The sequence below is a fragment of the Defluviimonas aquaemixtae genome (genome assembly GCF_900302475.1).
GTDB lineage: Bacteria > Pseudomonadota > Alphaproteobacteria > Rhodobacterales > Rhodobacteraceae > Albidovulum > Albidovulum aquaemixtae.
Genome location: NZ_OMOQ01000002.1, coordinates 131,438 through 151,845, shown reverse-complemented (window position 1 = coordinate 151,845; position 20,408 = coordinate 131,438). Strand labels below are relative to the sequence as shown.

Below are 20,408 nucleotides of genomic sequence, written 5' to 3'. Positions count from 1 at the left end.
AACCAATCGAAAAACTGCGCATTAAACTACGACATACGAAGGGGAATTCCGCCGATGCCAAGCGTTTCCTGCAAGGATTGTCCGCTGCGCAAGTTGGACATTTTCACGCCATTCAGTTCGGACGAGGTAAAGTTCATGCAGGTGTTCAAGACCGGCGAATTGAAGGTCGATCCGGGCACGACTATCCTTATGGAGGGCTCGAACAGTCCGCAGCTCTACACGGTACTTAGCGGCTTGGGCACGCGCTACACCACGCTCGAAAACGGCCGGCGGCAGGTCATCAATTTCCTGTTTCCCGGCGATTTCACCGGGCTCCAGGCCGGCCTGATGGGCGAGATGAAACATTCGGTCGACGCAACCACAGAGATGACACTCTGCGTTTTCCGGCGCGAAGACCTTTGGACGCTTTATCGCCAATTCCCTGAACGCGCCTACGACCTGACATGGATTGCCGCAGTCGAGGAACATTTTCTCGGCGAAACCATCGCTTCTCTCGGACAGCGGGATGCGACGCAGCGCATCGCGTGGGCGTTCGTGCGTATTCGCGAACGGCTCGTCGCAGCGGGCCTGTCCAAGGGCAATGCCGTTCCATTGCCCTACCGCCAGCAGGACCTGGCCGACGCGCTGGGCCTGTCGCTCGTGCACACAAATAAGACGCTCAACTCCCTGCGATCGGCAGGACTCGCGACGTGGCGGGACGGCCAGCTGACCATCGACAATCTCGCATCTCTGGCCGAAATCGCGCTGATCGATCCCGAGCGCCCGCAGATTCGGCCGCTTATGTAGTGTGGGGAACTCCTGTCTACCGCCGCCATAGCCGGGCCGCGGTGGCGCCGCGTCGGCAATGAAACCTTGCTTCGCGCGATTTGCGGCGCGGCGGAACCTTCGAAATAGAGCCTTTTTCAGAGGGTTGATCTCGGCTAGGCGAACTGCTCCGCCTTGGTCTCCCCTTTGCCGCCGTTCGCTGCCGGAGGCGGGACCCCTCCGGCAGCGGGAGGCGTAATAGAGACTGCCCCCCGGGCCCCGCACCGATAACCAAAACACCGTGAACGGGGACACATCACGGCGGCGCGGGCCCGTTGAACAAACGCAGATGTCGGAACATGGTTCCCGAGCGATCATGCCGGTCTCCGGCCAATCCACCCGGCACGCCCCGAAGGGCGCGCTGGAACTCGGTCCATTTAGTTCACATCTTGACGGCGCCGATCACCACGCCCACCGAGATCAGAAGCGCGCCGGCCGCGACGTTCATGCGCCAAAGCGCGCGCGGCGATTTCAGAAGTCCCCGGGCCTGCCCGACCAGCGCGGCAACAAACAGATTGCCAGCCAGCGGCACCGTCATCGAAACTGCCGCGATGACCGCGATATCGGGCGCCGTTACGTGGCGCAGGTCGAAGAATCCCGGCAGGACTCCCATATAGAACAGGATCGCCTTGGGATTGCCGAGGATCGCGGCGACACCAGCAAGGAATCCCGCCCAGCGGCCGGGCCGCGTTAGCCGGCCGTCAGTCGAGATAGGTTGCCCCGCGTGGCGGATCAGAAGCCAGCCCATGATAATGAAGATCGCCGCGGCGACATAGCGCATCACTGTCATGAAGCTGCCCCACTGGTCCAATATCCAGGTCAGTCCGAAGATCGCAACCAGCGGCCAGAGCAGATCACCGAGCGTCACGCCGAACGCGAGCGGCCAGGCGCTCGCGAAGCCGCCGGTCAGCGCGCGCGCAGTGATTGCAACCCAGACCGGGCCGGGCGTCGCCCAGAGGATGCCGACCGCTCCGAAATATAGCAGGATCGAAGCCGCGCTAAGCGTCATGACGGCCTCACCATGCCGTCGATGGCTGCCCGATCTGGCGCGAACGCGGCGTGATTGCTGGCGAAACTCGGATTTATGGATAACTCTCTTTCGTTTGTTTTCAAATGGTTGGCAGACGCATCACGCCTGAAAAGCCCGTTCATTCCGCCTCCGGCAGGGTCAGGCTCCCATCTTCGGCTAGGGACCAGAAGGGGTTCATTGCCACTTCCCAGACGTGGCCATCAGGATCCGCGTAATAGCCGCTATACCCGCCCCAGAACGCCTTTTCCGGCTTCTTGAGCGGCGTCGCCCCGGCGTGCACAGCGGCCGCCCAAGCGGTATCGACCTCCGGCTCCGTCGTGAAATTCTGGGCAAGCGTCATCGCGCCGGTTCCCAGCTCTACTCCCGGCCGCCCCTGATCTTTGGCGAGCGCGCTCTTTCCGAATAGCCCCAGGACGGCGCCGTGTATCTGATAGAATACGACCTCCTCCAGCGCCAGACTGGGCTGCCAGCCGAGCGTCTCGTAGAAGGCCCGCGATCGGGACAGATCCGCAACGCCGAGGGTGATCAGGGTAACGCGTTGTGGCGTCATTACAGGTTCCTCTCCTCAACGACCGAAAGTCCGCCCGTCTCTCGCACCTCGAATGCCTGCGCCCGCTCTCCGAGCGTGTCGAAAAGCTCCGACCCCGTCCCGGTCAGAAACGCCTGCGCGCCGAGGCCGCAAATCTCGTCGAAGAGCGAGGCACGCCGGTTTGCGTCGAGATGGGCGGCCACCTCGTCCAGAAGCAGGATCGGGGGGGCACCGAAATCCTCGGCGAGAGCGCGGGCATTTGCAAGAACCAGCGAGATCAGGAGCGCCTTTTGTTCGCCCGTCGAGGCCTGCGCGGCCGGAATTCTCTTGGCCGTATAGCGCGCGCCCAGATCGGAACGATGCGGCCCGACGAGCGTCCTCCCCGCCGCCACGTCGCGCGACCGGCCCGAGGCGTACGCCTCGGCCAGCTCTTCCGGACCGGTTGGGAAATCCGCGCCCTCCGGGCCCAGGATGCTCAACTCGGCCGCCGGAAACGCCGTCTTTGCTGCCGCCTGCGCCGCGACCACGCGCTCTACTGCTGCTGCTCGGTTGGCTTGGATCGCGGCTCCGGCTCCTGCCATCTGCACCTCGAGCGCGCGATACCAGGTGGGATCGCGCACGTCATCCTTCAGAAGGCGGTTCCGCTCCCGCATCGCCTTTTCGTACGCCATCGCCGCCTCGGCGTGGCCCGGTTCGAACGACAGCGTCATCCGGTCGAGGAACCGCCGCCGTCCCTCCGCCCCCTCGATCCAGAGACGGTCCATCGCGGGAACCAGCCAGAGAATCCGCGCGACTCGGCCCAAAGCGGCCTGCGGGGCGGGCTTGCCGTCGATCGAGACGCTCCGGGACGAACCGGATTCGGCGAAGGTCTCGATCTCGTGACGCTGATGCAGGCTCAAGACCTCAGCGCTGACTTTCCAGCCAATCGCTTCCGGTTGCCGCGCGAGCTCATCTGTCGTGGCCCGCCGGATGCCACGCCCCGGCGACAGGAAGGACACCGCCTCCAGGATGTTCGTCTTGCCTGCTCCGTTCGGCCCGAAAATCGCGACCGGGAGCCCGTCGAAGGCCATCTCCGTATGCCGGTGCGACCGGAAATGCGAGATGAGAAGCGATGTGATGGCAAGCGCTGGCAAGCTCCGGGCCCTTCATCCTGCCATGAACATCCTCGCCGGAAAGCAAGCCCTTCGGCGAACTTGAAGCAGGATCAGACCCGCATCGGCATCACAACATAGACTGCCGACGTGTCGCTGCCTTCCCGCATCAGTGTCGGGTCGCCCGAGGAGTTGAACAGGAACACGGCATTCTCGCGGTCAACCTGGCTCGCGATTTCAAGCAGATACTTCGCGTTGAAGCCGATCTCGAGCTTCTCGTCACCGTAGGCCACTGCAAGTTCCTCTTCCGCCGCGCCGGCGTCGGGCGCGTTCACGGAAAGAACCAGGCGATCTTCGTCAAGCTGCAGCTTCACCGCGCGCGACCGTTCCGACGACACAGTCGAGACTCGGTCAACCGCCTTTGCGAATTCCGAAGCGTCGACTTCCAGTTTGCGCGTATTGCCTGCCGGAATGACCCGCGTGTAGTCGGGGAACGTGCCGTCGATAACTTTCGACGTCAGCGTGATCGCAGGTGTGGCGAACCGCACCTTTGTTTCGGAGACAGAGACCGCGACCTGGATCTCGTCGTCGTCGAGAAGCTTCCTGAGTTCGCCCACCGTCTTTCTCGGGACGATGACTCCGGGCATGTTCTCCGCCCCCTCGGGCAGCGGCGCGTCGATCCGGGCAAGCCTGTGGCCGTCAGTCGCGACGCAGCGCAGGGTCTGACCGTCATCTCCTTGTGCGACGTGCATGTAAACGCCATTCAGGTAATAGCGCGTCTCTTCGGTCGATATCGCGAACTTCGACTTGTCGAACAGGCGCCGCAGGACCGGTGCGGGCGCCGAGAAGTTCGTCGTGTATTCCGACGAGGCCATCACCGGGAAGTCCTCTTTCGGAAGCGTCGCGAGTGAGAACATCGACCGCCCGGCCTGCACCGTCAGCCGTCCGGCCGCGCCATCGTCGGTCAGCTGCACGAGCGCTCCGTCAGGCAGCTTGCGCACAATTTCATGTAGCATCACGGCGGAAACGGTCGTGGCGCCGGCGCGTTCGACCTGTGCCTGGGTCTTGTCCACCACCTCGATATCGAGGTCGGTGGCGCGGAAACTCACCGCGTCGCCTTCGGCTTCGATCAGCACATTGGCGAGGATCGGAATCGTGTTTCGACGCTCCACGACAGACTGGGCCTGGCCGACCGCCTTGAGCAGCGCGGCGCGCTCGATGCTGATTTTCATATCCGTCCCCTCAGGATGGCCGGGAGGGGAAAGTGCACGACTTTCCCCCAAGGCTCAAGAAATTTTCGGGACTGTCCGATGGATCGCACGAAGGGTCAAGACTGCCCGCGCCAGGTCATGCTTCGAGGAGCCGCTGAAGCATGTTCAGGTCGTCTGCGAGCTGGCTGTCGGTTGCCTTGAGCTCTTCGATCTTGCGCACGCCATGCATGATCGTGGTGTGATCCCGCCCGCCGAAGCGGCGGCCGATTTCGGGCAGCGACCGCGTTGTCAGCGACTTGGCCAGAAACATCGCGACCTGACGCGGCCGGGCGATCGTGCGCACCCGCTTGGGACCGATCATGTCGGCTAGGCGGATGTTGTAGTGCTCGGCGACCTTGCGCTGAATCTCCTCTATCGTGACCTTGCGGTCCGAGGCGCGGATGATGTCGGCGAGGCAATCCTGCACGAGATCGAGCGTGATTTCGCGACCCACGAGGCTCGCGAAGGCAAAGAGCCGGGTAAGCGCGCCTTCCAGAACGCGCACGTTCGTTGTGATCCGATGCGCGACGAATTCCATTACGCCCGGGGCCATCTTCAGGCCCGGATACTGGCTTCGGTACAGTTCGGCTTTTTGTTGCAGGATACCCAGGCGAAGTTCGTAGTCGGTCGGATGCAGGTCGACGACGAGGCCGCATTGAAGGCGGCTGCGGATCCGTTCCTCCAGATCCTTGATCTCGCCCGGCGCGCGGTCGGCCGAAATGACGATCTGCTTGTTCTGATCGACGAGCGCGTTGAACGTGTGGAAGAATTCCTCCTGCGTCGATTCCTTGCCGGCGATGAATTGCACATCGTCGACCATTAGGACGTCGACAGAGCGGAACATCTCCTTGAACCCCATGATCTCTTTTTCGCGAAGGGCCTGAACGAAGCGGTACATGAATTGTTCGGCCGACAGGTAAAGGACACGGAGCTCGGACTGGCGGGTCTGCAGTTCATGCGCGATCGCGTGCATGAGATGCGTCTTGCCGAGCCCGACTCCGCCATAGAGAAAGAGCGGATTGAACGTGACGGGGCCACCCTCGGCCACCCGGCGGGCCGCGGCATGGGCAAGCTCGTTCGGCTTGCCGACAACGAATGTATCGAAGGTGAAGCGCGCCTCGAGCGGCGCGGCGGTCAGGACGGAGTCGTCCGGGGCGCGCGGCGCACCGGTCTTGCTTTTCGAGCTTCGCTCGGTAACCGCAGCAGGCGACGTGGCGCTGCGCGACGGCACGTGAAATTCGACACGCGCCACGTTTTCACCTGCTTTTTCAAGATGTTGGCGGATTTGCTCCGCGAAGTTGCGCGACACCCAGTCACGCATGAACTTGGTCGGAACTTCGAATCGCGCGATGCCATTTTCGAAGGTATCGAGCTTCAGCGGCTCGATCCAATTGGTGAAATTGCTCTTTCCGACTGACTTAAGAAGTTCATTTCGTATCCGCCCCCAGGATTCTTCGGTCATGTCCTACTTGCCCACGTCTCGTTACACTGTCCCGCACCGCTACAGACCGCGCGGCCTATTGCATTCGTGGCGATCCCCGTGTCGGCATTCGCAGCCGCAGACAGCGATTTTACCCCCAGGTACATCACCCAAGGATGAACCGCTCCCTCGCGGAAGCGTGGGTTGATATCGGACATAAGCGGTCCCGGCTCGACCGCGCAAACGCTCGGCGGTTCGATCCGTTATCGAGCCGCCGGGCGAGTGTCGCCGACGCTCGAAATCCAATCGCGCGCAAGCAGCCGGCGCGCGACTTGGGTTCAAGTCAGGTGCAGCCCCTGACCAAACCCTTGGTTACCGCATGTCCCCCCAAGACGATGTGAATCGCATGGAGACGCTAGCAAGGCGGATCGCGTGGCCGCAACAGAACTTCGTGCTTGACTCAACCTTTGTCGGAGCGAATCCGACGGGCAGTGCAAATGGGGCACAGGATCGTGCTTGGCGGGAAAAAAGAAAAAGGCGCAACCAATAGCTGCGCCGCTTCACAATCCGAACAAAGCGTGGTCTCAGGCGGTGAGCGCCTTCACACGGGCCGACAGCCGCGACATCTTGCGGGCCAGCGTGTTCTTGTGAATGACGCCCTTGGTCACGCCACGGGCGAGTTCCGGCTGTGCAACTTTGAGCGCGGTCGCAGCCGCGCTCTGATTGCCCGAGGCGATCGCCTCTTCGACAATGCGCAGGAACGTCCGGATCCGCGAGCGGCGCGCCTTGTTCACATCCTGACGGCGCTGGTTCTGGCGCGCGCGCTTCTTGGACTGGGGCGTATTGGCCATGTGAGGTCTTCCGATTTCGGTTCGGGTGAATCTGAAGCCGCGCTTCTAGGACCGACTCGGATATAAGTCAACACTCCCGGCGGGCTTTTTCCGGCTACTTGTCGCGGAACTGCGGCTGGCGCTTTTCAAGGAAGGCATTCATACCTTCCTTCTGATCCTCGGTGGCGAAGAGCGCATGGAACAGGCGCCGCTCGAAGAGGAGACCTTCGCGCAGCGTCGTTTCGTAGCTGCGGTTCACCGCTTCCTTCACCGCCATGGTGGCGAGCGCCGATTTCTCGGCGATCTTGCGGGCGGCCGCCATCGCCTCGGGTACAAGCTTCGCGGCAGGCACGACGCGGCTAATGAGGCCCGAGCGCTCGGCCTCGGCGGCATCCATGAATCGGCCGGTCAGGTGCATGTCCATTGATTTCGATTTTCCGACGAGCCGGGTCAGCCGCTGCGTCCCGCCGATCCCGGCGACGACTCCGAGGTTGATTTCGGGCTGGCCAAACTTCGCGTTGTCGGCGGCAATGATAAAGTCGCACATCATAGCCAGTTCGCACCCGCCGCCGAGCGCATAGCCAGCCACGGCGGCAATGATCGGCTTCCGACAGCGCAGCATCGTCTCGGTGCCAGCACCAAAGAGGTCAGAGGTGAAGACCTCGACAAAGCTTTTCTCCGACATCTCTTTGATGTCGGCCCCCGCCGCGAATGCCTTGTCCGACCCGGTCAGGACGATGCAGCGCACCTTGTCGTTCGACTCTGCGCCTGCGAGAGCATCACCGAGTTCCTCCAGAAGCTTCGAGTTCAGCGCGTTCATCGCATCGGGCCGGTTCAGCCGGATGAGCGCCACGTCGTCTTCGATCTCGACGATCAGGGTCTCGTAAGCCATGGACGAACCTCTTTCGGTGGTGCGGGGAGGACTCCTAACAGCCCAATCGCCGGGATCAAGTCATCTTTGACAGCGCGGACAGAAGAATGTGGATCGGCCCGACTGCACGATCCGGGTGACAATGCCCCTGCAGCCTTCGGTCCGGCAGGGCGCGCCTTCGCGGTCATAGACGCGGAACGCGTGCTGAAAGTAACCGAGCTCGCCATCTGTCTGTCGATAGTCGCGCAAGCTCGATCCGCCCGCCTCGATCGCCTCTCTCAGGACGTCGCGAATGACCGGCACAAGGCCGGCGACGCGGTGTGCCGAGATTCGCCGCATCTGTCGCCGGGGATCGATTCCTGCCCGGTGGAGCGTTTCACAAACATAGATATTGCCCAGCCCCGCTACGACCCGTTGATCGAGCAGCGCCACTTTGGCCGGCACCGCACGTCCGCTCAAGCGGGCCACCAGATAGTCCTCATGAAATGCGTTGCCGAAAGGCTCTGGTCCGATGTTGGCGAGAAGCGGGTGGGTGTGGTCCGACCCCGTCGGAAGCAGGTCCATCATCCCGAAGCGGCGCGCGTCGTTGAAGGTGATCCGCGCGCCGCTGTCCATGTCGAACACGACGTGGTCGTGTTTCGCGGGCGCGGGATGCTCGTGATGGAACTCGCCGAGCATCGTCCCCGAGATCAGCAACCGTCCCGACATGCCGAGGTGAATGAGGAGCGTCTCGCCGGTCGAGATATCCACCAGCAGGTATTTCGACCGTCGCCGGAGGCCGGTGACGCGCGCGCCGGACAGCCGCTCTGCCATCCGCTCGGGTAAGGGAAATCTCAGATCCGGTCGGTTGACCGCCGCCCGAACGATGACGCGCCCGTTCATCACGGGCTCCAACCCGCGCCGCACGGTTTCAACTTCGGGGAGTTCTGGCATGCGCGCCCCTGCCGTCACGCCGCATTGTCTCTGCGGCCAAGGCTTCTATAAGAAGGACGAGTTCAACGGAACGGCAAGTGCTGATGAGTGAAACCGAAAGCCGGACCACCCATTTCGGGTTCAAGACCGTCGCCGAAGGTGACAAGGCCGGAATGGTCCACGGCGTCTTCACGCGCGTCGCCAACCGCTACGACGTGATGAATGACCTTATGTCGGTGGGCATCCATCGTCTATGGAAAGATGCAATGATGGACTGGCTCGCGCCGCGGCCCGGGTCGACGCTTCTGGACGTGGCGGGTGGCACGGGCGACATCGCGTTCCGCTATCTCAGGCGAGCAGCGGGGTCGACGGCCACCGTGCTCGACATGACCGAGTCGATGCTGATCGAGGGGCAGAAAAGGGCAGAGGCCGAGAATCTGGCTGACCGGCTGAACTGGGTTGTGGGCGACGCAATGACTCTGCCCATCGCAGACGCGTCTTTCGACACCTACACGATCAGCTTCGGCATCCGGAACGTGACATGCATCTCCGACGCGCTGAAGGAAGCCTACAGGGTTCTGAAGCCTGGCGGCCGGCTCATGGTGCTGGAGTTCAGCCAACTGCCTAATGCGGCGATGCAGTGGGCCTATGACCGCTATTCCTTCAACGTGATCCCAGTCATGGGCCAGATCGTCGCGAACGACCGCGAGAGCTACCAGTACCTCGTCGAGTCGATCCGCAAGTTCCCCGATCAGGAAAGCTTCGCGAGCATGATCCGCCAGGCCGGGTTTGAACAGGTGAAATACCGCAACCTCACCATGGGCGTCGCCGCGCTCCATTCTGGCTGGAAGATCTGAACTTGCGCGGACCGCACAATATCTGGCGGCTGATCCGCACGGGCGCGACCTTCGAACGCACGGGTGCCATGAAGCTCGCGCTCGAGGCGATGGAGGCACCGGCCGCGCTCAGACTGGCCGCCCGAATCGTGGGCTGGCCATTCAAGTGGCTGGGCTATCGCGGCGATCCGAACCTGCCTCCGGTGACAAGGGCTCTGACGGCCCTGGGGCCAGCCTACATTAAATTCGGCCAAGTCCTCTCGACGCGGCCCGATGTAGTGGGAGAAGAACTCTCCGAACAGCTTCGCGTGCTTCAGGACAAGCTGCCGCCCTTCCCGACACCGGTCGCCAAGACCACCTTCGCGGCGGAGCTGGGCCAAAGCGTTGAGAGCCTGTTTTCGGAGTTTTCTGATTCCGTTGCGGCTGCGTCGATCGCCCAGGTCCATCGCGCGCGGCTCACGGCCACGGGAGAGGAGGTGGCGGTCAAGATTCTGCGCCCCGGGATTGAGCGTGCTTTTCGCCGTGACATCGACGCCTTTCATTTCGCCGCCGGTCTGATCGAGTTCCTATCACCCGCCTCGCGCCGGCTTCGCCCCTCTGACGTGGTGAGCCATTTTGAAAGCGTCGTAATGGGCGAGCTGGACCTCAGGCTCGAAAGCTCGGCGGCGTCCGAATTCGCGGCCAACACCGAGAAGGACGCGGGCTTTCAGGTTCCCGAGCCCGTCTGGCACCTCTCGTCGCGCCGGGTCATGACGCTCGGCTGGGCCGAGGGCATACCGCTTGGCGATGTTGCCGCGATTCGAGCGGCGGGGCACGATTGCGTGGCGATTTCCGAGAGAGTGCTGCAGCTCTTCCTCAGCCATGCGCTTCGCGACGGTTATTTTCATGCCGACATGCATCAGGGCAACATGAAGGTCGCAGAGAATGGCGACATCATCGCCTACGATTTCGGCATCATGGGCGCGATCGACGAGTATACCCGCCGCGTCTACGCCGAGATCCTGATCGGCTTCATCCGCCGCGACTACCGGCGCGTCGCCGAGGTCCATTTCGAAGCCGGATACGTGCCGCGCGACCGTGATATCGGTGAGTTTTCCCGCGCCCTGCGCGCCGTGGGTGAGCCGATTTTCGGCATGGATGCGAACCAGATTTCGATGGCCAGGCTCCTTGCCTATCTCTTCGAAGTAACCGAGCGGTTCGGAATGGAGACCCGCACCGAGCTGATCCTGTTGCAGCGCACCATGGTTGTCGTGGAAGGCGTGGCACGCTCCCTGAACGCCAATATCAACATGTGGCAAGTGGCCCGGCCCATTGTCGAACGTTACATCAAAGAAAACGTCGGGCCGCCGGCCCTGTTCCGCGATCTCGCGCGCACCGCGCGGGTTCTCGGCAGATTCGGCCCGCGCTTGCCACAAATTGCTGAGGCGATGCTTGTGCGTCAGTCCGAGGCGCCCGAACCAGCGCGGCGTCGTTCGCGACGCGGGACGCTGGCGCTCGTTGTTCTCGGCGCCGCTATCGGCGGGGGGGCCGTCGCCGCGATCACACTGATTTGACGATGCCCGTCATGGCGCAGTCGCGCCGCGCAGAGACCTGACATCCGACGGCAGGACTTCGGCCCCGCCCTCGAGCACGAGGACCGCACCCTCCGTGCCATTCCGCACCTCGGCGATGCGCGCGACGCTTTCGACCGGCGAGGCGCCGACGAGTTCGCCGGCCACATAGCTTTCTAGCCGGAACGAATACGCGCCCGCTGGCAAGGGGGCTCCGGTTGCATCTGTGCCCGCCCAGGCGAGCGGCTCAGTCGAAACCGGGGCGGGCGATCGCATCACCTCTTGCCCTGCTGCGTCCACAACCACCAGAATCGCCTGATCGGCGCCAGACTGCGGATCAGGATAGAGTGTCAGTGGCGCGCCATCGAACATCACAGGGGCCGCGACGCGCGCCTCCATGCCGACCCAGGATGCCATCTCGGCTAGGCTCGAGATGCCCATATGAGCGGACAGCGTTTCGAGAAGCTTATTGGTTTTCACCTGTTGCTCGACGCCTGAAAAGGTCGCGAGCTGCGCGGCGTAGTCGGTGCTGTCGATCGGATTCAGCGGGTCCTGGTTCTGCATCTGCGTCGTCAACATCACGAGGAAGGTCTGAAAATCGCTGTTGATAAGCGTGCCTTCCGAATCGGACCGGCGGGTCGCGGCTGAGGCGCCTGGTGCGGTAGTTGCGGTCACGGCATCCATCTCGATTCCTTTCACATTCTCAGATCGAGGCCGCCATCGCGGCCGAGGGTCGGGGCCGACAGCTCGGTCCGAGGTTGAGTCATTGCGGGTGAATCAGTGTCATCTTGACCAAGTCGCTGGTGAGCCAAGTCACCCGTCTCTGCGCGCTCGCGCTCATCGCCTTGCTGGCCGAAACTGAACGCCAGATCCTCATAGCCAAGCTCTCGAAAGTCTTCGGCGAGCGTGTCGATATGGCGGCGCAACAGCTCCAGCGTCTCGGGCCGCTCGGCCTGCACGAGCATCGTCAACGCGCCGTCGTGCGTCGTGAATGAGAGGCGCACCCGTCCGAGTTCCTCGGGCGAGAGCGTCACCTCGATTGGCCGGTCGGTTGCCCGGGCCGCCGCTTCGGCGAGACGCCGCGTCGTGTCGTGCGGCAATAGCATCTGCACCACCGCCGAGGCGCCGCGGTCGCTACTGCGAACGCCCACTGGACCGTCCGATCCGGGCAACATGGACAGATCGTCGTGGCCGCCGTCGTCATCAGGCAACTGGGCGAGCGACTCGATGGCGACGACGGTTGCGGCCGGTCCGCGTTTGATATCCGCCGCTTCATCTGCGTTTGTGATCCGCGTTATGCTGACGGCTTCCTGGTGCGTGGCGGCCCTAACTTCGGCCCTTCCCGGTTCGGACGAGGGCGGCGCGATGGAAAGGTGGTGGAGCGGCATTGCCTCGCCCGTCCGTGCGCCGGACGAAACCAACGGTGCCGGCAGAGCTGTGTCTGCCCGGAGGACCGCTGATCGCGGATCTGAGGGACTTGCAGCCTGCCGCCCGGCTTCGCCTGATTCCACGGCGACACGGATCCGGTAGTCCGCGCCGGAAAGCATCGGTGCTGCGGGCGACGTCGCAATCGTGGGCAGGCGCTTGACTGGCAAGGGCGAAGTGCCCGATGCTGAAGGCATGGCGTTGCCGCTGTGATCCGGGCCGATCTTCATGCCAGCGTCAGGTGACGCTGCCTTGTTGCCGAATGGCTCGGCTGCGGCCGGCATATCAATTGGCGATGCCTCGAGGTGTGGTCTTCCAACGGAACCCGGTGGACCTGGCACAGCGCGCGCAAGTTCAAACCCGATGCTGAATTCGTGTGGAGAGTTCTCGACCGACGCAAGAGTCAATCCAGCGAGCCCCGGAGAGGCACCGTAGGTCAGATTGAACGTCGGCGCAGTCGAGTCAGCGCCTCGGGCAACCGGCGTGGAGCCGAGCCGCGCTTCGCGGGCCCAGAACGTCTCGACCCGCTGCACGCCGACGATGGACGCCATCAGCGGCGGCACGGCAGCCGCCGCGGCGAATTCAGGGGCGCGAACGGCTTCTTCCTGCTGCGCCGCTGCCGGCTCAGTCAGGATTTGCTGTTGCTCCGTATCATTCGGAGTGTTGAGGTGGCGCGTGTCGGAAGGCCTATCGGTCCGGCGTATTCCCGAGCCCGGCGCGGCGCGGAGGGTGTCATCGCTTTCTGGCACTGTAGCCGCCGTCCGGGTCCCAGCCGAGATTCCCACGACCGCTTCGATCACTGGCGCGAGAGGCGACGCATCCGCTGACAAAGCTGCACCCGCGAAGGGACGCAACTCCGCCTCGGGGTCGTGCGCGATCAGTAACACATCGCCTGCCGGCGCTTCGTTCCCTGCGGCAAGCACTGCGTCCGGTTGCGCCGTCGCTTCGCCAACCAGCTTGCCGAGAATCTCCAAAAATTCCGAGGGAGCGCCGCCTCCGCAGTCGACCAAAACTGAGGCACCCGTCTGCGGAGCCGGAGACGACCCTGCAACGTGAAGAATCGGATTAGGTCCCATGAGTTCACGACTTCTGCCTGTGTCGGGGAGGACCATGGCAGCATAAGGTTACCGCTTTTTTACCCGCGTCGACCCATAGTGGCGAAAGAGCTTCGACGTAAGGAACACCCGCGATGGCCGAAATCTCCGCAATTCCCTCCATGATCAAGGGTCCCGACACAGCTGAGATCCGAAATCAAGCGATGCGCGAGGCGGCCGAGGCGCTGGAAGCTCAGTTTCTGGCGGAGATGCTGAAGTCCGCCGGTCTGGGAGAAGCACGCGAAAGCTTCGGCGGCGGGATCGGAGAGGAGCAGTTTGCTTCTTTCCTGCGGCAGGAGCAGGCGCGGGAAATGGTGGGTGCAGGGGGGATCGGCCTGGCGGAGAGCATCTTCAACGCCATGAAGAGGCTGGACGGCCATGACGGCTGAAACGGTGGTCTTGTCCGCGATCGAGGTCCTTTTGGCGGAGGAGCGTCTAGCGGTCCGTCTCGGTGACCTGGGGACGCTTGACGCGCTCGCGGCACGCAAGGCCGACATTCTCGAAAGGCTCGCCGCCGAAGCATCTGCTGCGCCGCATGAAACCTTAGCACGCGTGAAAGAGCTTGCTGCGGCCAATCAGACGCTCCTTTCGGCGGCGCTTGACGGCCTGCGTTCGGCGCGCGCTCGGTTAACCGCGATCCGTGACGCGAGCTCGCGGTTCGACACTTACGACAGGGCCGGACGTGCGCATAGCGTCTCCCTCGCGCAAGGCACGGTCGAGCGGCGTGCCTGACCGACTCGCGCCGAAGGACTTTACATAAAAACGTTTGTATCCAGCGGCTTGCCTTAGCGATCTCTTAGAGAATGGCGACCAATCTCGGCTCTGCATCCCCGAGCGGATGGCGCGGCCGGGCGCAAGCCCGACGCATCGGTCAGAACGCCACCGACGCCGCAATGAGCGGCTTATGAAACCCGGCGCAAAGCGTCGAAACTGTGAAGGACGAATAGATGTCGAGCATTCTGACGAACACCAGCGCGATGGTGGCGCTGCAAACGCTCAAGGGCGTCAACTCCGATCTGATGAAAACCCAGAACGAAATCTCGACGGGCAAGTCCGTGGCCTCGGCCAAGGACAACGCGTCGGTCTGGGCGGTCTCAAAGGTGATGGAGGCGGATGTGAAGGGCTTCAAGGGGATATCCGACAGCCTTGGCCTTGGTGAATCCACGGTCGCTGTCGCACGGCAGGCCACCGAAACGGTCACGGACCTTCTGACGGAAATCAAGGGCAAAGTCGTCGCGGCGCAGGAGCAGAACGTGGATCGCGGCAAGATCCAGGCCGATATCGACGCGCTCGCGGATCAGATCAAGTCCGTGGTCAATGCGGCGCAATTCAACGGGCTGAACCTGCTCAAGGGCACCGAGGACATGAATATCTTGTCCTCGCTTGACCGGGCGGGCGATGGGTCGGTGACGGCCGCAAGCATCTCCGTCGCTCGGCAGGATCTGACGACCGGCGCCGGGGTGTTCGGCACCGGCACGTCGCTCAACGCAAATGCCACGCCGAGTGCTGCGGCGGTGGCTTCGGCCGGCAACTCGCAAAATGTGACGATCGCCAGCGATACGGACATGAGTGACAACGCGATAGACATTACTATTGCGGGGACGACGCTCAGCTTTGCTGCGGGCGATCTTTCGGGCGACCAGGATGCAGCCGCGGCCACCATATCTTCGGCGATCAATGCGCTCGGGCTCACGGGGATCACCGCGGCCGTCAACGGAACCAACGCCAACCAGATTGACATCATCTCGACGCGCGCATTCGAAGACGTGTCACTTACGACAACCGGCGCGACGGCTAGCGCGGCGACGATCGGCGAGCGGGCCGAGAACATCGCGCTGTCGACATCCGCGGCGGTCAATGACGGCGACGGCTACAGAGTGACGATCGGGTCGTCCTCCTACAGCTACGTCGCCGGCAAGGGCGAGACGATGGAGGACGTCGCGAAGGGCCTCAAGACTGCGATCGACTCGGCCGGCGCTACCGGTATTTCGACTGCGGTCACGCAAGATGCGACGACTGGCCAATGGTCGCTCAAGGTCGACAATGACGGCAGCGGTTCCGCGAGCCTTGCGTTCGCAGCCGTGGGCAATGCCGGCGGCACGGCATCGGGCGGGCTATTCGGTCTCGACGCGATCGACGTGACGACAAATGCAGGGGCGGATGCCGCTCTCGCCAATGTCGAGACGATGATCAACAACTCGATCGACGCCGCTGCCGCCTTCGGCTCGGTCCAGGGCCGGATCGAGATCCAGTCCGAGTTCATCGGTAAGTTGACCGACGCGCTCAAGACCGGGATTGGCACGCTGGTGGACGCCGATATGGAAGAGGCATCGGCGCGGCTCCAAGCGCTACAGGTGCAGCAGCAGCTCGGCATACAGTCGCTCTCGATCGCCAACCAGGCACCACAGAACATCCTGGCGCTGTTCCGCTAGCAACCGGGCCGGGGCGCTCGAACGGCGCCCCGCTTACCCGCGGGTAGTCCGCGATCTGACGACAACCGTCATCGGAAGGTACTCAAGTGAACGCATACAAAATGGCTCTGTCGGCCTATGCTGGCGCCGCCATTCCCACACGCACTGGACGCGGCACCGAATACGAACTCTTCGCACGCGTCACGCATCGGTTGAAGGCCGCGGCGCACGGTGACGGGGACTTCAATGCCCTTGTCCGTGCGGTGCACGACAACCGCAGCCTCTGGACGGCGCTTGCCGCTGACGTCGCGATCGAGACCAATGAACTGCCAAGTGAGCTCCGCGCGCAAATATTCTATCTGTCGGAATTCACCTCGGCGCACTCGCGGCGCGTTCTCGCCGGAGAGGCGGGCGTGGACGTTCTGGTCGACATCAATACCGCCGTCATGCGCGGACTCAGAAGCGAAGGAGATGCGCCTTGAGCGGTCTGGTTCTGAAGCTCGCTCCGCGCGAGCGAGTGTTGATCAACGGCGCGGTCATAGAGAACGGTGACCGTCGGTCGCGGCTCGCAATAATGACACCCAACGCCAACATTCTTAGGCTCAGGGACGCGATCCACCCCGAAGAGGTGAACACTCCGGTGCGCCGCGTCTGCTACATTGCGCAGCTCGTCCTGTCGGGCGACGTCACGCCCATGGATGCCCGTCACCAGATAATGCGGGGCATCGAGCAGTTGAGCCAAGCGCTGACCGACCACGACAGCCGCACACACCTGTCGCTCGCGACTTCGGCGGTGGTTGAGGGCCAGTTCTATCAGGCACTGAAGGCGCTGAGGGCGCTTCTGCCGCGCGAGTCACGTCTGCTGGACACCGCGCGGAGATGAGCTTCGCGCCGGTCGTGCCGTTCAATGGCTACACGGGCTGGGCGTTCCTTGCCCGGACCCGGGCCGCCCAGGAGGCGGCATTCGCCGGCAGCGCGGAAATGAATCGGGACGAAAGCTATTTTCGCGAACGCATCGGCTCGGTTGAGACAGCGGAGGAACTCGTCGCCGACCGCCGGTTGTTGTCGGTCGCACTGGGCGCGTTCGGGCTTTCCGGAGACATCGGCAACAAGTATTTCATTCGAAAGGTATTCGAAGACGGAACCCTCAGACCCGACGCTCTGGCCAACAAGCTTGCCGACAAGCGCTATCTCGAGCTTTCCCGTGCGTTCGGGTTCGGTGACTACGCGGTGCCGCGCACCCAGTTGTCGGATTTCGCAGATCGGATTCTGGCGGAATACAAGACGAACCGCTTCGAAGAGGCAGTAGGCGCGCAGAGCAACGAGCTTCGGCTTGCGCTGACAGCCGAGCGTGAGCTTGCAGAACTCGCGATGCGCGATCTATCTGGCGATGCGAAGTGGCTCACGGCACTGGGATCGGCTCCGCTGCGGGAGGTTCTTCAGACCGCGTTCGGCCTGCCCGACTCGTTCGCGCAGATCGATCTCGACAGGCAGGTAGCTGTATTGAAGGGCCGCGCGGACCGGTATCTCGGCGGCGGCGATCTCGCGCAGTTTCAGGACCCTGGAAAGGTCGAGGATCTGGTGCGTCTTTACCTTCTGCGGTCACAGATTCAGGGCTTCGGTGCAGGCTATTCGCCGCAATCAGTTGCACTGTCGGTGCTGAAATCTGCGCATCATACCGGCGGCCTGTTGTCTCGTCTCGTCTGAGCCAAGATCCCGGGCGATTGATGGGCCCGCCAAACAAGTTATTTGGTTTGATGCATGGACAATGCCAGTGCACGCAAGTTTGACGCCGAGAAGGTGTGGCCCGACTGGCTCGGGCGCGTTCGGACGCAATCGACCCAGGCACGGGTCGGTAAAGGCAGCGGGGGCCTCGCGTCGCGCATCCAAGCCGGGTCTGAGCGCGTTGTGGTCCCCATGCTTTGATCCAGGTATCTCCCCCTCTCTCGGACACCCCTCCGATTCCGGTCGACACGCGGAACCGGTCCGAGCCGAGGTGTTGCCAGCCGGAAGCGACGGCCGGAGTTTCCATTGCGCAGAGTCGAGTAGCGGTTCTCAATAACCTCATGCAGAAACTTGCTTCGGCAGGTGCCCGGCTCAACGCTGGAACTGGTGGTGCAAGGCGAAGGAGCGTTGAACGAGGCTGGCCTCGCTAAGCCCCGGCGCTCTCGAGGATCTGCTTCAATCTGGAAAAGCTGGCACCGATGCCGCCGGCCGGCGACTCCTCGGCCAAATAGGCGTCAAGTGTCGGCCAAACCCGGATCGCGGCGTCGATGGTCGCGTCCGAACCGGGTACGTAGAGACCCGCCTGGATCATCGTCTCTGCCCTGTCATAGGCTCCGAGGAGGTATCTGGCGCGTGCGATGAGCGCATTCTCTTCCGTCGTGGCGGCTTGGGGAAGCGCGCGCGAGACTGAACGCAACAGGTTGATTGCCGGATACCGGCCGCGCTCCGCAATTTCGCGCTCCATCACAACGTGGCCGTCGAGCACCCCGCGTATTATGTCGGAAACCGGTTCGTCCATGTCGGAGCCAGCCACCAATACTGTGAACACTGCCGTTATGTCGCCCGCACCATCTGCGCCCGGGCCCGCACGTTCGGCAAGCGACGTAATGAGATGCGACGTAGTGGGCGGAAAGCCGCGAAGCGACGGCGGCTCGCCCGCCGCCAGCGCGACCTCGCGGTGGGCTTCGGCAAAGCGCGTGACCGAATCTGCCAGCAGCAGAACCTGAAGACCCTGGTCGCGGAAATGTTCGGCCACCGTCATTGCGGTCCATGCGGCGCGGCGGCGCACGAGCGGAGACTGGTCCGACGTCGCGGCGACAACTACACTCCGCGACATGCCGTCCTCGCCGAGGACGCTCTCGACGAACTCACGCAATTCGCGCCCGCGTTCGCCAATAAGCGCGATGACGGTTACATCTGCCTCGACCCCGCGCGCGAGCCTGGCGAGAACTGAGGACTTGCCGACACCCGATCCTGCAAAGATCCCGATGCGCTGGCCGCGGACGAGTGGAAGGAATGTGTCAAACACGGCGACGCCAGTTTCAAGCCGCCCGCCGAGCCTTCTGCGTGCCGCAGGCGCCGGGGGATCCGCGCGAAAGGCCCGCTCGTTGCGGCCCCGAAGCAGGGGCCGCCCGTCCATGGGCTGACCGAAGGCATCCAAAATGCGTCCGATCCAGCTGTCGTCGGGCGCAATGCGACCGGCACCGAGCAGCTCGACCTCGTCGCCAAGGCGGATGCCGTCGACGGGCCCGTCCGTGAGCACGGTCGCGCAAGTTGCGTCGAGGGCCACGACCTCACCACCGAGATGCGTGCCGCCGTCAAGCCGCACGCGGTCGCCGAGCCGCCAGCGGTCGCCTGTCCCTGTCACGCGCAGCAGGCCTCGCCCGACCTCGTGGACCCGTCCGACCTGGGTTAGTGCGCCGCAGACACCGATCTCTGATCGCAGCATCTCCAGACCAAGGGCAGCCATTCTGATCTCCTTTTGTTCTACCTTACACTTTCTAAAGGAATCGGGGTTAAGGCTTGATTGAAAGCTCGGAGGAGAAGCCCCGATGTTCGAGAAACCCCAGGTTCTGGCGATCGCCTCGTCGCTCGCGACCCATGCAGCAACGCGGCAGGCGGTGGTCGCGCAGAACGTCGCTAACGCCGACACGCCTGGATACCAGGCGCGTGAGGTTGCCGATTTTTCTGAAACCTACCGCGCGAACCAAGGCGACGGCCTGCGCCAAACCCGCGCGGGACATATCGGCGCGGCCGAGGCGGGGCCGCAACTAGCGGTTGCCGCGCCCTCCCGGCAAGCGCTCTCTCCCAATGGCAATGGCGTGTCGCTGGAGGCCGAGATGGTGAAAGCTGCTGATATCCGGCGCGAGCACGACCTGGCGCTCGCGATCTACGGCAAGTCTCTTGCAATACTGCGGGCAAGCCTCGGGCGCGGATAGAGGAGGTGAGTGAGTGAGCAATTTCACCCATAGTCTCGGCATCGCCGCAAGCGGGATGGAGGCGCAGGCCATGCGGCTCCGCCACGTCTCGGAGAATATCGCCAACGCCGATACCCCCGGCTACCACCGCAAGATCACAAGCTTCAAATCTGTCGTCGAGCGGGGAGAGACAACGGGCGAGGTGAGACTAGGCGATGTGAAGCTCGATCCACGCGAACTTGCGCGGATTCTCGATCCCGGTCATCCGATGGCCGACGAAAACGGCTACTACGACGGCTCCAATGTCGATCTTGTGGTTGAAATCGCTGACGCGCGCGAAGCGCAGCGCAGCTACGAGGCGAACCTCAGGATGTTCGACCAGGCGCGGCAAATGTCGCAGAGCCTGCTCGATCTTCTGCGCCGATAGGAACT

22 protein-coding genes are annotated in these 20,408 nt (G+C 63.2%); 11 read left to right on the top strand and 11 right to left on the bottom strand.

What is annotated here, in order from left to right; genetic code table 11:
* Positions 1 to 54: 54 nt before the first annotated feature.
* A complete protein-coding gene (locus tag DEA8626_RS12490) occupies positions 55 to 786 on the top strand; it encodes a Crp/Fnr family transcriptional regulator (RefSeq protein WP_108853574.1) in 732 nt (243 codons plus the stop codon).
* 400 nt (positions 787 to 1,186) lie between these two features.
* Here the strand turns inward: DEA8626_RS12490 and DEA8626_RS12485 are convergent, their stop codons facing one another.
* From DEA8626_RS12485 to mutM, 8 genes are all read right to left on the bottom strand, one after another.
* The gene (locus DEA8626_RS12485) at positions 1,187 to 1,813 is read right to left on the bottom strand and encodes a LysE family translocator (RefSeq protein ID WP_108853573.1); all 627 of its coding nucleotides are present in this window, start codon (positions 1,811 to 1,813) and stop codon (positions 1,187 to 1,189) included.
* 139 nt (positions 1,814 to 1,952) lie between these two features.
* A complete protein-coding gene (locus DEA8626_RS12480; RefSeq protein WP_108853572.1) occupies positions 1,953 to 2,384 on the bottom strand; it encodes a VOC family protein in 432 nt (143 codons plus the stop codon).
* On the bottom strand, positions 2,384 to 3,496 hold the full coding sequence (gene recF / locus DEA8626_RS12475; RefSeq protein WP_108853571.1) for a DNA replication/repair protein RecF: 1,113 nt from the start codon (positions 3,494 to 3,496) through the stop codon (positions 2,384 to 2,386). The genes DEA8626_RS12480 and recF overlap by 1 nt, the downstream gene beginning before the upstream one ends.
* 71 nt (positions 3,497 to 3,567) lie before the next feature.
* The gene (gene dnaN / locus DEA8626_RS12470; RefSeq protein WP_108853570.1) at positions 3,568 to 4,686 is read right to left on the bottom strand and encodes a DNA polymerase III subunit beta; all 1,119 of its coding nucleotides are present in this window, start codon (positions 4,684 to 4,686) and stop codon (positions 3,568 to 3,570) included.
* A 115-nt stretch (positions 4,687 to 4,801) separates the two neighbouring features.
* Complete coding sequence (dnaA, locus tag DEA8626_RS12465; RefSeq protein WP_108853569.1) at positions 4,802 to 6,166, bottom strand: chromosomal replication initiator protein DnaA; 1,365 nt, start codon at positions 6,164 to 6,166, stop codon at positions 4,802 to 4,804.
* 542 nt (positions 6,167 to 6,708) lie between these two features.
* On the bottom strand, positions 6,709 to 6,975 hold the full coding sequence (gene rpsT, locus DEA8626_RS12460; RefSeq protein WP_108853568.1) for a 30S ribosomal protein S20: 267 nt from the start codon (positions 6,973 to 6,975) through the stop codon (positions 6,709 to 6,711).
* Between the two features lie 94 nt (positions 6,976 to 7,069).
* Positions 7,070 to 7,846, bottom strand: coding sequence for an enoyl-CoA hydratase (locus tag DEA8626_RS12455; RefSeq protein WP_108853567.1), 777 nt, complete (start codon positions 7,844 to 7,846; stop codon positions 7,070 to 7,072).
* A 60-nt stretch (positions 7,847 to 7,906) separates the two neighbouring features.
* Positions 7,907 to 8,758: a bifunctional DNA-formamidopyrimidine glycosylase/DNA-(apurinic or apyrimidinic site) lyase gene (gene mutM / locus DEA8626_RS12450; protein ID WP_108853566.1), complete on the bottom strand. Its 852-nt coding sequence runs from the start codon at positions 8,756 to 8,758 to the stop codon at positions 7,907 to 7,909.
* Positions 8,759 to 8,841: 83 nt separating this feature from the next.
* On the opposite strand from mutM, the gene ubiE reads away from it, so the two are divergent.
* Together ubiE and ubiB are read left to right on the top strand one after the other, a co-directional pair.
* Positions 8,842 to 9,594: a bifunctional demethylmenaquinone methyltransferase/2-methoxy-6-polyprenyl-1,4-benzoquinol methylase UbiE gene (gene ubiE, locus DEA8626_RS12445; protein WP_108853565.1), complete on the top strand. Its 753-nt coding sequence runs from the start codon at positions 8,842 to 8,844 to the stop codon at positions 9,592 to 9,594.
* A gap of 2 nt (positions 9,595 to 9,596) precedes the next feature.
* Complete coding sequence (gene ubiB / locus DEA8626_RS12440; protein ID WP_108853564.1) at positions 9,597 to 11,126, top strand: 2-polyprenylphenol 6-hydroxylase; 1,530 nt, start codon at positions 9,597 to 9,599, stop codon at positions 11,124 to 11,126.
* A gap of 9 nt (positions 11,127 to 11,135) precedes the next feature.
* On the opposite strand, the gene DEA8626_RS12435 is transcribed toward ubiB, so the two are convergent.
* Both DEA8626_RS12435 and fliK read right to left on the bottom strand, forming a co-directional pair.
* Entirely contained in the window at positions 11,136 to 11,807 is a 672-nt protein-coding gene (locus DEA8626_RS12435) for a flagellar hook capping FlgD N-terminal domain-containing protein (protein ID WP_108853563.1), read from the bottom strand.
* 11 nt (positions 11,808 to 11,818) lie between these two features.
* Positions 11,819 to 13,435, bottom strand: coding sequence for a flagellar hook-length control protein FliK (gene fliK / locus DEA8626_RS12430; protein WP_181366439.1), 1,617 nt, complete (start codon positions 13,433 to 13,435; stop codon positions 11,819 to 11,821).
* Positions 13,436 to 13,737: 302 nt separating this feature from the next.
* Here fliK and DEA8626_RS12425 point away from each other — a divergent pair, with 302 nt between their 5' ends.
* From DEA8626_RS12425 to DEA8626_RS12400, 6 genes are all read left to right on the top strand, one after another.
* Positions 13,738 to 14,031, top strand: coding sequence for a rod-binding protein (locus tag DEA8626_RS12425; protein WP_108853561.1), 294 nt, complete (start codon positions 13,738 to 13,740; stop codon positions 14,029 to 14,031).
* Positions 14,021 to 14,374, top strand: coding sequence for a hypothetical protein (locus tag DEA8626_RS12420; RefSeq protein WP_108853560.1), 354 nt, complete (start codon positions 14,021 to 14,023; stop codon positions 14,372 to 14,374). Before DEA8626_RS12425 ends, DEA8626_RS12420 begins: the two co-directional genes overlap by 11 nt.
* 215 nt (positions 14,375 to 14,589) lie before the next feature.
* Positions 14,590 to 16,074 carry a flagellin N-terminal helical domain-containing protein gene (locus tag DEA8626_RS21600; protein ID WP_108853559.1) on the top strand — a complete coding sequence of 495 codons (1,485 nt, stop codon included), beginning with the start codon at positions 14,590 to 14,592 and terminating at the stop codon, positions 16,072 to 16,074.
* Between the two features lie 86 nt (positions 16,075 to 16,160).
* A complete protein-coding gene (gene flaF, locus DEA8626_RS12410; protein ID WP_108853558.1) occupies positions 16,161 to 16,535 on the top strand; it encodes a flagellar biosynthesis regulator FlaF in 375 nt (124 codons plus the stop codon).
* The gene (gene flbT / locus DEA8626_RS12405; RefSeq protein WP_108853557.1) at positions 16,532 to 16,936 is read left to right on the top strand and encodes a flagellar biosynthesis repressor FlbT; all 405 of its coding nucleotides are present in this window, start codon (positions 16,532 to 16,534) and stop codon (positions 16,934 to 16,936) included. Before flaF ends, flbT begins: the two co-directional genes overlap by 4 nt.
* Positions 16,933 to 17,760, top strand: a complete 828-nt coding sequence (locus tag DEA8626_RS12400; protein ID WP_108853556.1) for a DUF1217 domain-containing protein — start codon at positions 16,933 to 16,935, stop codon at positions 17,758 to 17,760. The genes flbT and DEA8626_RS12400 overlap by 4 nt, the downstream gene beginning before the upstream one ends.
* A 445-nt stretch (positions 17,761 to 18,205) precedes the next feature.
* Here DEA8626_RS12400 and DEA8626_RS12395 read toward each other — a convergent pair whose 3' ends face one another.
* Positions 18,206 to 19,528: a FliI/YscN family ATPase gene (locus DEA8626_RS12395; protein WP_108853555.1), complete on the bottom strand. Its 1,323-nt coding sequence runs from the start codon at positions 19,526 to 19,528 to the stop codon at positions 18,206 to 18,208.
* Positions 19,529 to 19,610: 82 nt separating this feature from the next.
* Between DEA8626_RS12395 and DEA8626_RS12390 the strand changes: the two genes are divergently transcribed.
* Entirely contained in the window at positions 19,611 to 19,997 is a 387-nt protein-coding gene (locus DEA8626_RS12390) for a FlgB family protein (RefSeq protein WP_108853554.1), read from the top strand.
* A 13-nt stretch (positions 19,998 to 20,010) separates the two neighbouring features.
* Entirely contained in the window at positions 20,011 to 20,403 is a 393-nt protein-coding gene (gene flgC / locus DEA8626_RS12385; RefSeq protein ID WP_108853553.1) for a flagellar basal body rod protein FlgC, read from the top strand.
* Positions 20,404 to 20,408 lie beyond the last annotated feature (5 nt).

Excerpts from the sequence above, each read along its gene's own strand:
- DEA8626_RS12490 (WP_108853574.1), top strand. The coding sequence starts at position 55 with ATGCCAAGCGTTTCCTGCAAGGATTGTCCGCTGCGCAAGTTGGACATT.
- DEA8626_RS12485 (WP_108853573.1), bottom strand. The coding sequence starts at position 1,813 with ATGACGCTTAGCGCGGCTTCGATCCTGCTATATTTCGGAGCGGTCGGC.
- DEA8626_RS12480 (WP_108853572.1), bottom strand. The coding sequence starts at position 2,384 with ATGACGCCACAACGCGTTACCCTGATCACCCTCGGCGTTGCGGATCTG.
- dnaN (WP_108853570.1), bottom strand. The coding sequence starts at position 4,686 with ATGAAAATCAGCATCGAGCGCGCCGCGCTGCTCAAGGCGGTCGGCCAG.
- dnaA (WP_108853569.1), bottom strand. The coding sequence starts at position 6,166 with ATGACCGAAGAATCCTGGGGGCGGATACGAAATGAACTTCTTAAGTCA.
- rpsT (WP_108853568.1), bottom strand. The coding sequence starts at position 6,975 with ATGGCCAATACGCCCCAGTCCAAGAAGCGCGCGCGCCAGAACCAGCGC.
- DEA8626_RS12455 (WP_108853567.1), bottom strand. The coding sequence starts at position 7,846 with ATGGCTTACGAGACCCTGATCGTCGAGATCGAAGACGACGTGGCGCTC.
- mutM (WP_108853566.1), bottom strand. The coding sequence starts at position 8,758 with ATGCCAGAACTCCCCGAAGTTGAAACCGTGCGGCGCGGGTTGGAGCCC.
- ubiE (WP_108853565.1), top strand. The coding sequence starts at position 8,842 with ATGAGTGAAACCGAAAGCCGGACCACCCATTTCGGGTTCAAGACCGTC.
- DEA8626_RS12435 (WP_108853563.1), bottom strand. The coding sequence starts at position 11,807 with ATGGATGCCGTGACCGCAACTACCGCACCAGGCGCCTCAGCCGCGACC.
- DEA8626_RS12425 (WP_108853561.1), top strand. The coding sequence starts at position 13,738 with ATGGCCGAAATCTCCGCAATTCCCTCCATGATCAAGGGTCCCGACACA.
- DEA8626_RS12420 (WP_108853560.1), top strand. The coding sequence starts at position 14,021 with ATGACGGCTGAAACGGTGGTCTTGTCCGCGATCGAGGTCCTTTTGGCG.
- DEA8626_RS21600 (WP_108853559.1), top strand. The coding sequence starts at position 14,590 with ATGTCGAGCATTCTGACGAACACCAGCGCGATGGTGGCGCTGCAAACG.
- DEA8626_RS12400 (WP_108853556.1), top strand. The coding sequence starts at position 16,933 with ATGAGCTTCGCGCCGGTCGTGCCGTTCAATGGCTACACGGGCTGGGCG.
- DEA8626_RS12395 (WP_108853555.1), bottom strand. The coding sequence starts at position 19,528 with ATGGCTGCCCTTGGTCTGGAGATGCTGCGATCAGAGATCGGTGTCTGC.
- DEA8626_RS12390 (WP_108853554.1), top strand. The coding sequence starts at position 19,611 with ATGTTCGAGAAACCCCAGGTTCTGGCGATCGCCTCGTCGCTCGCGACC.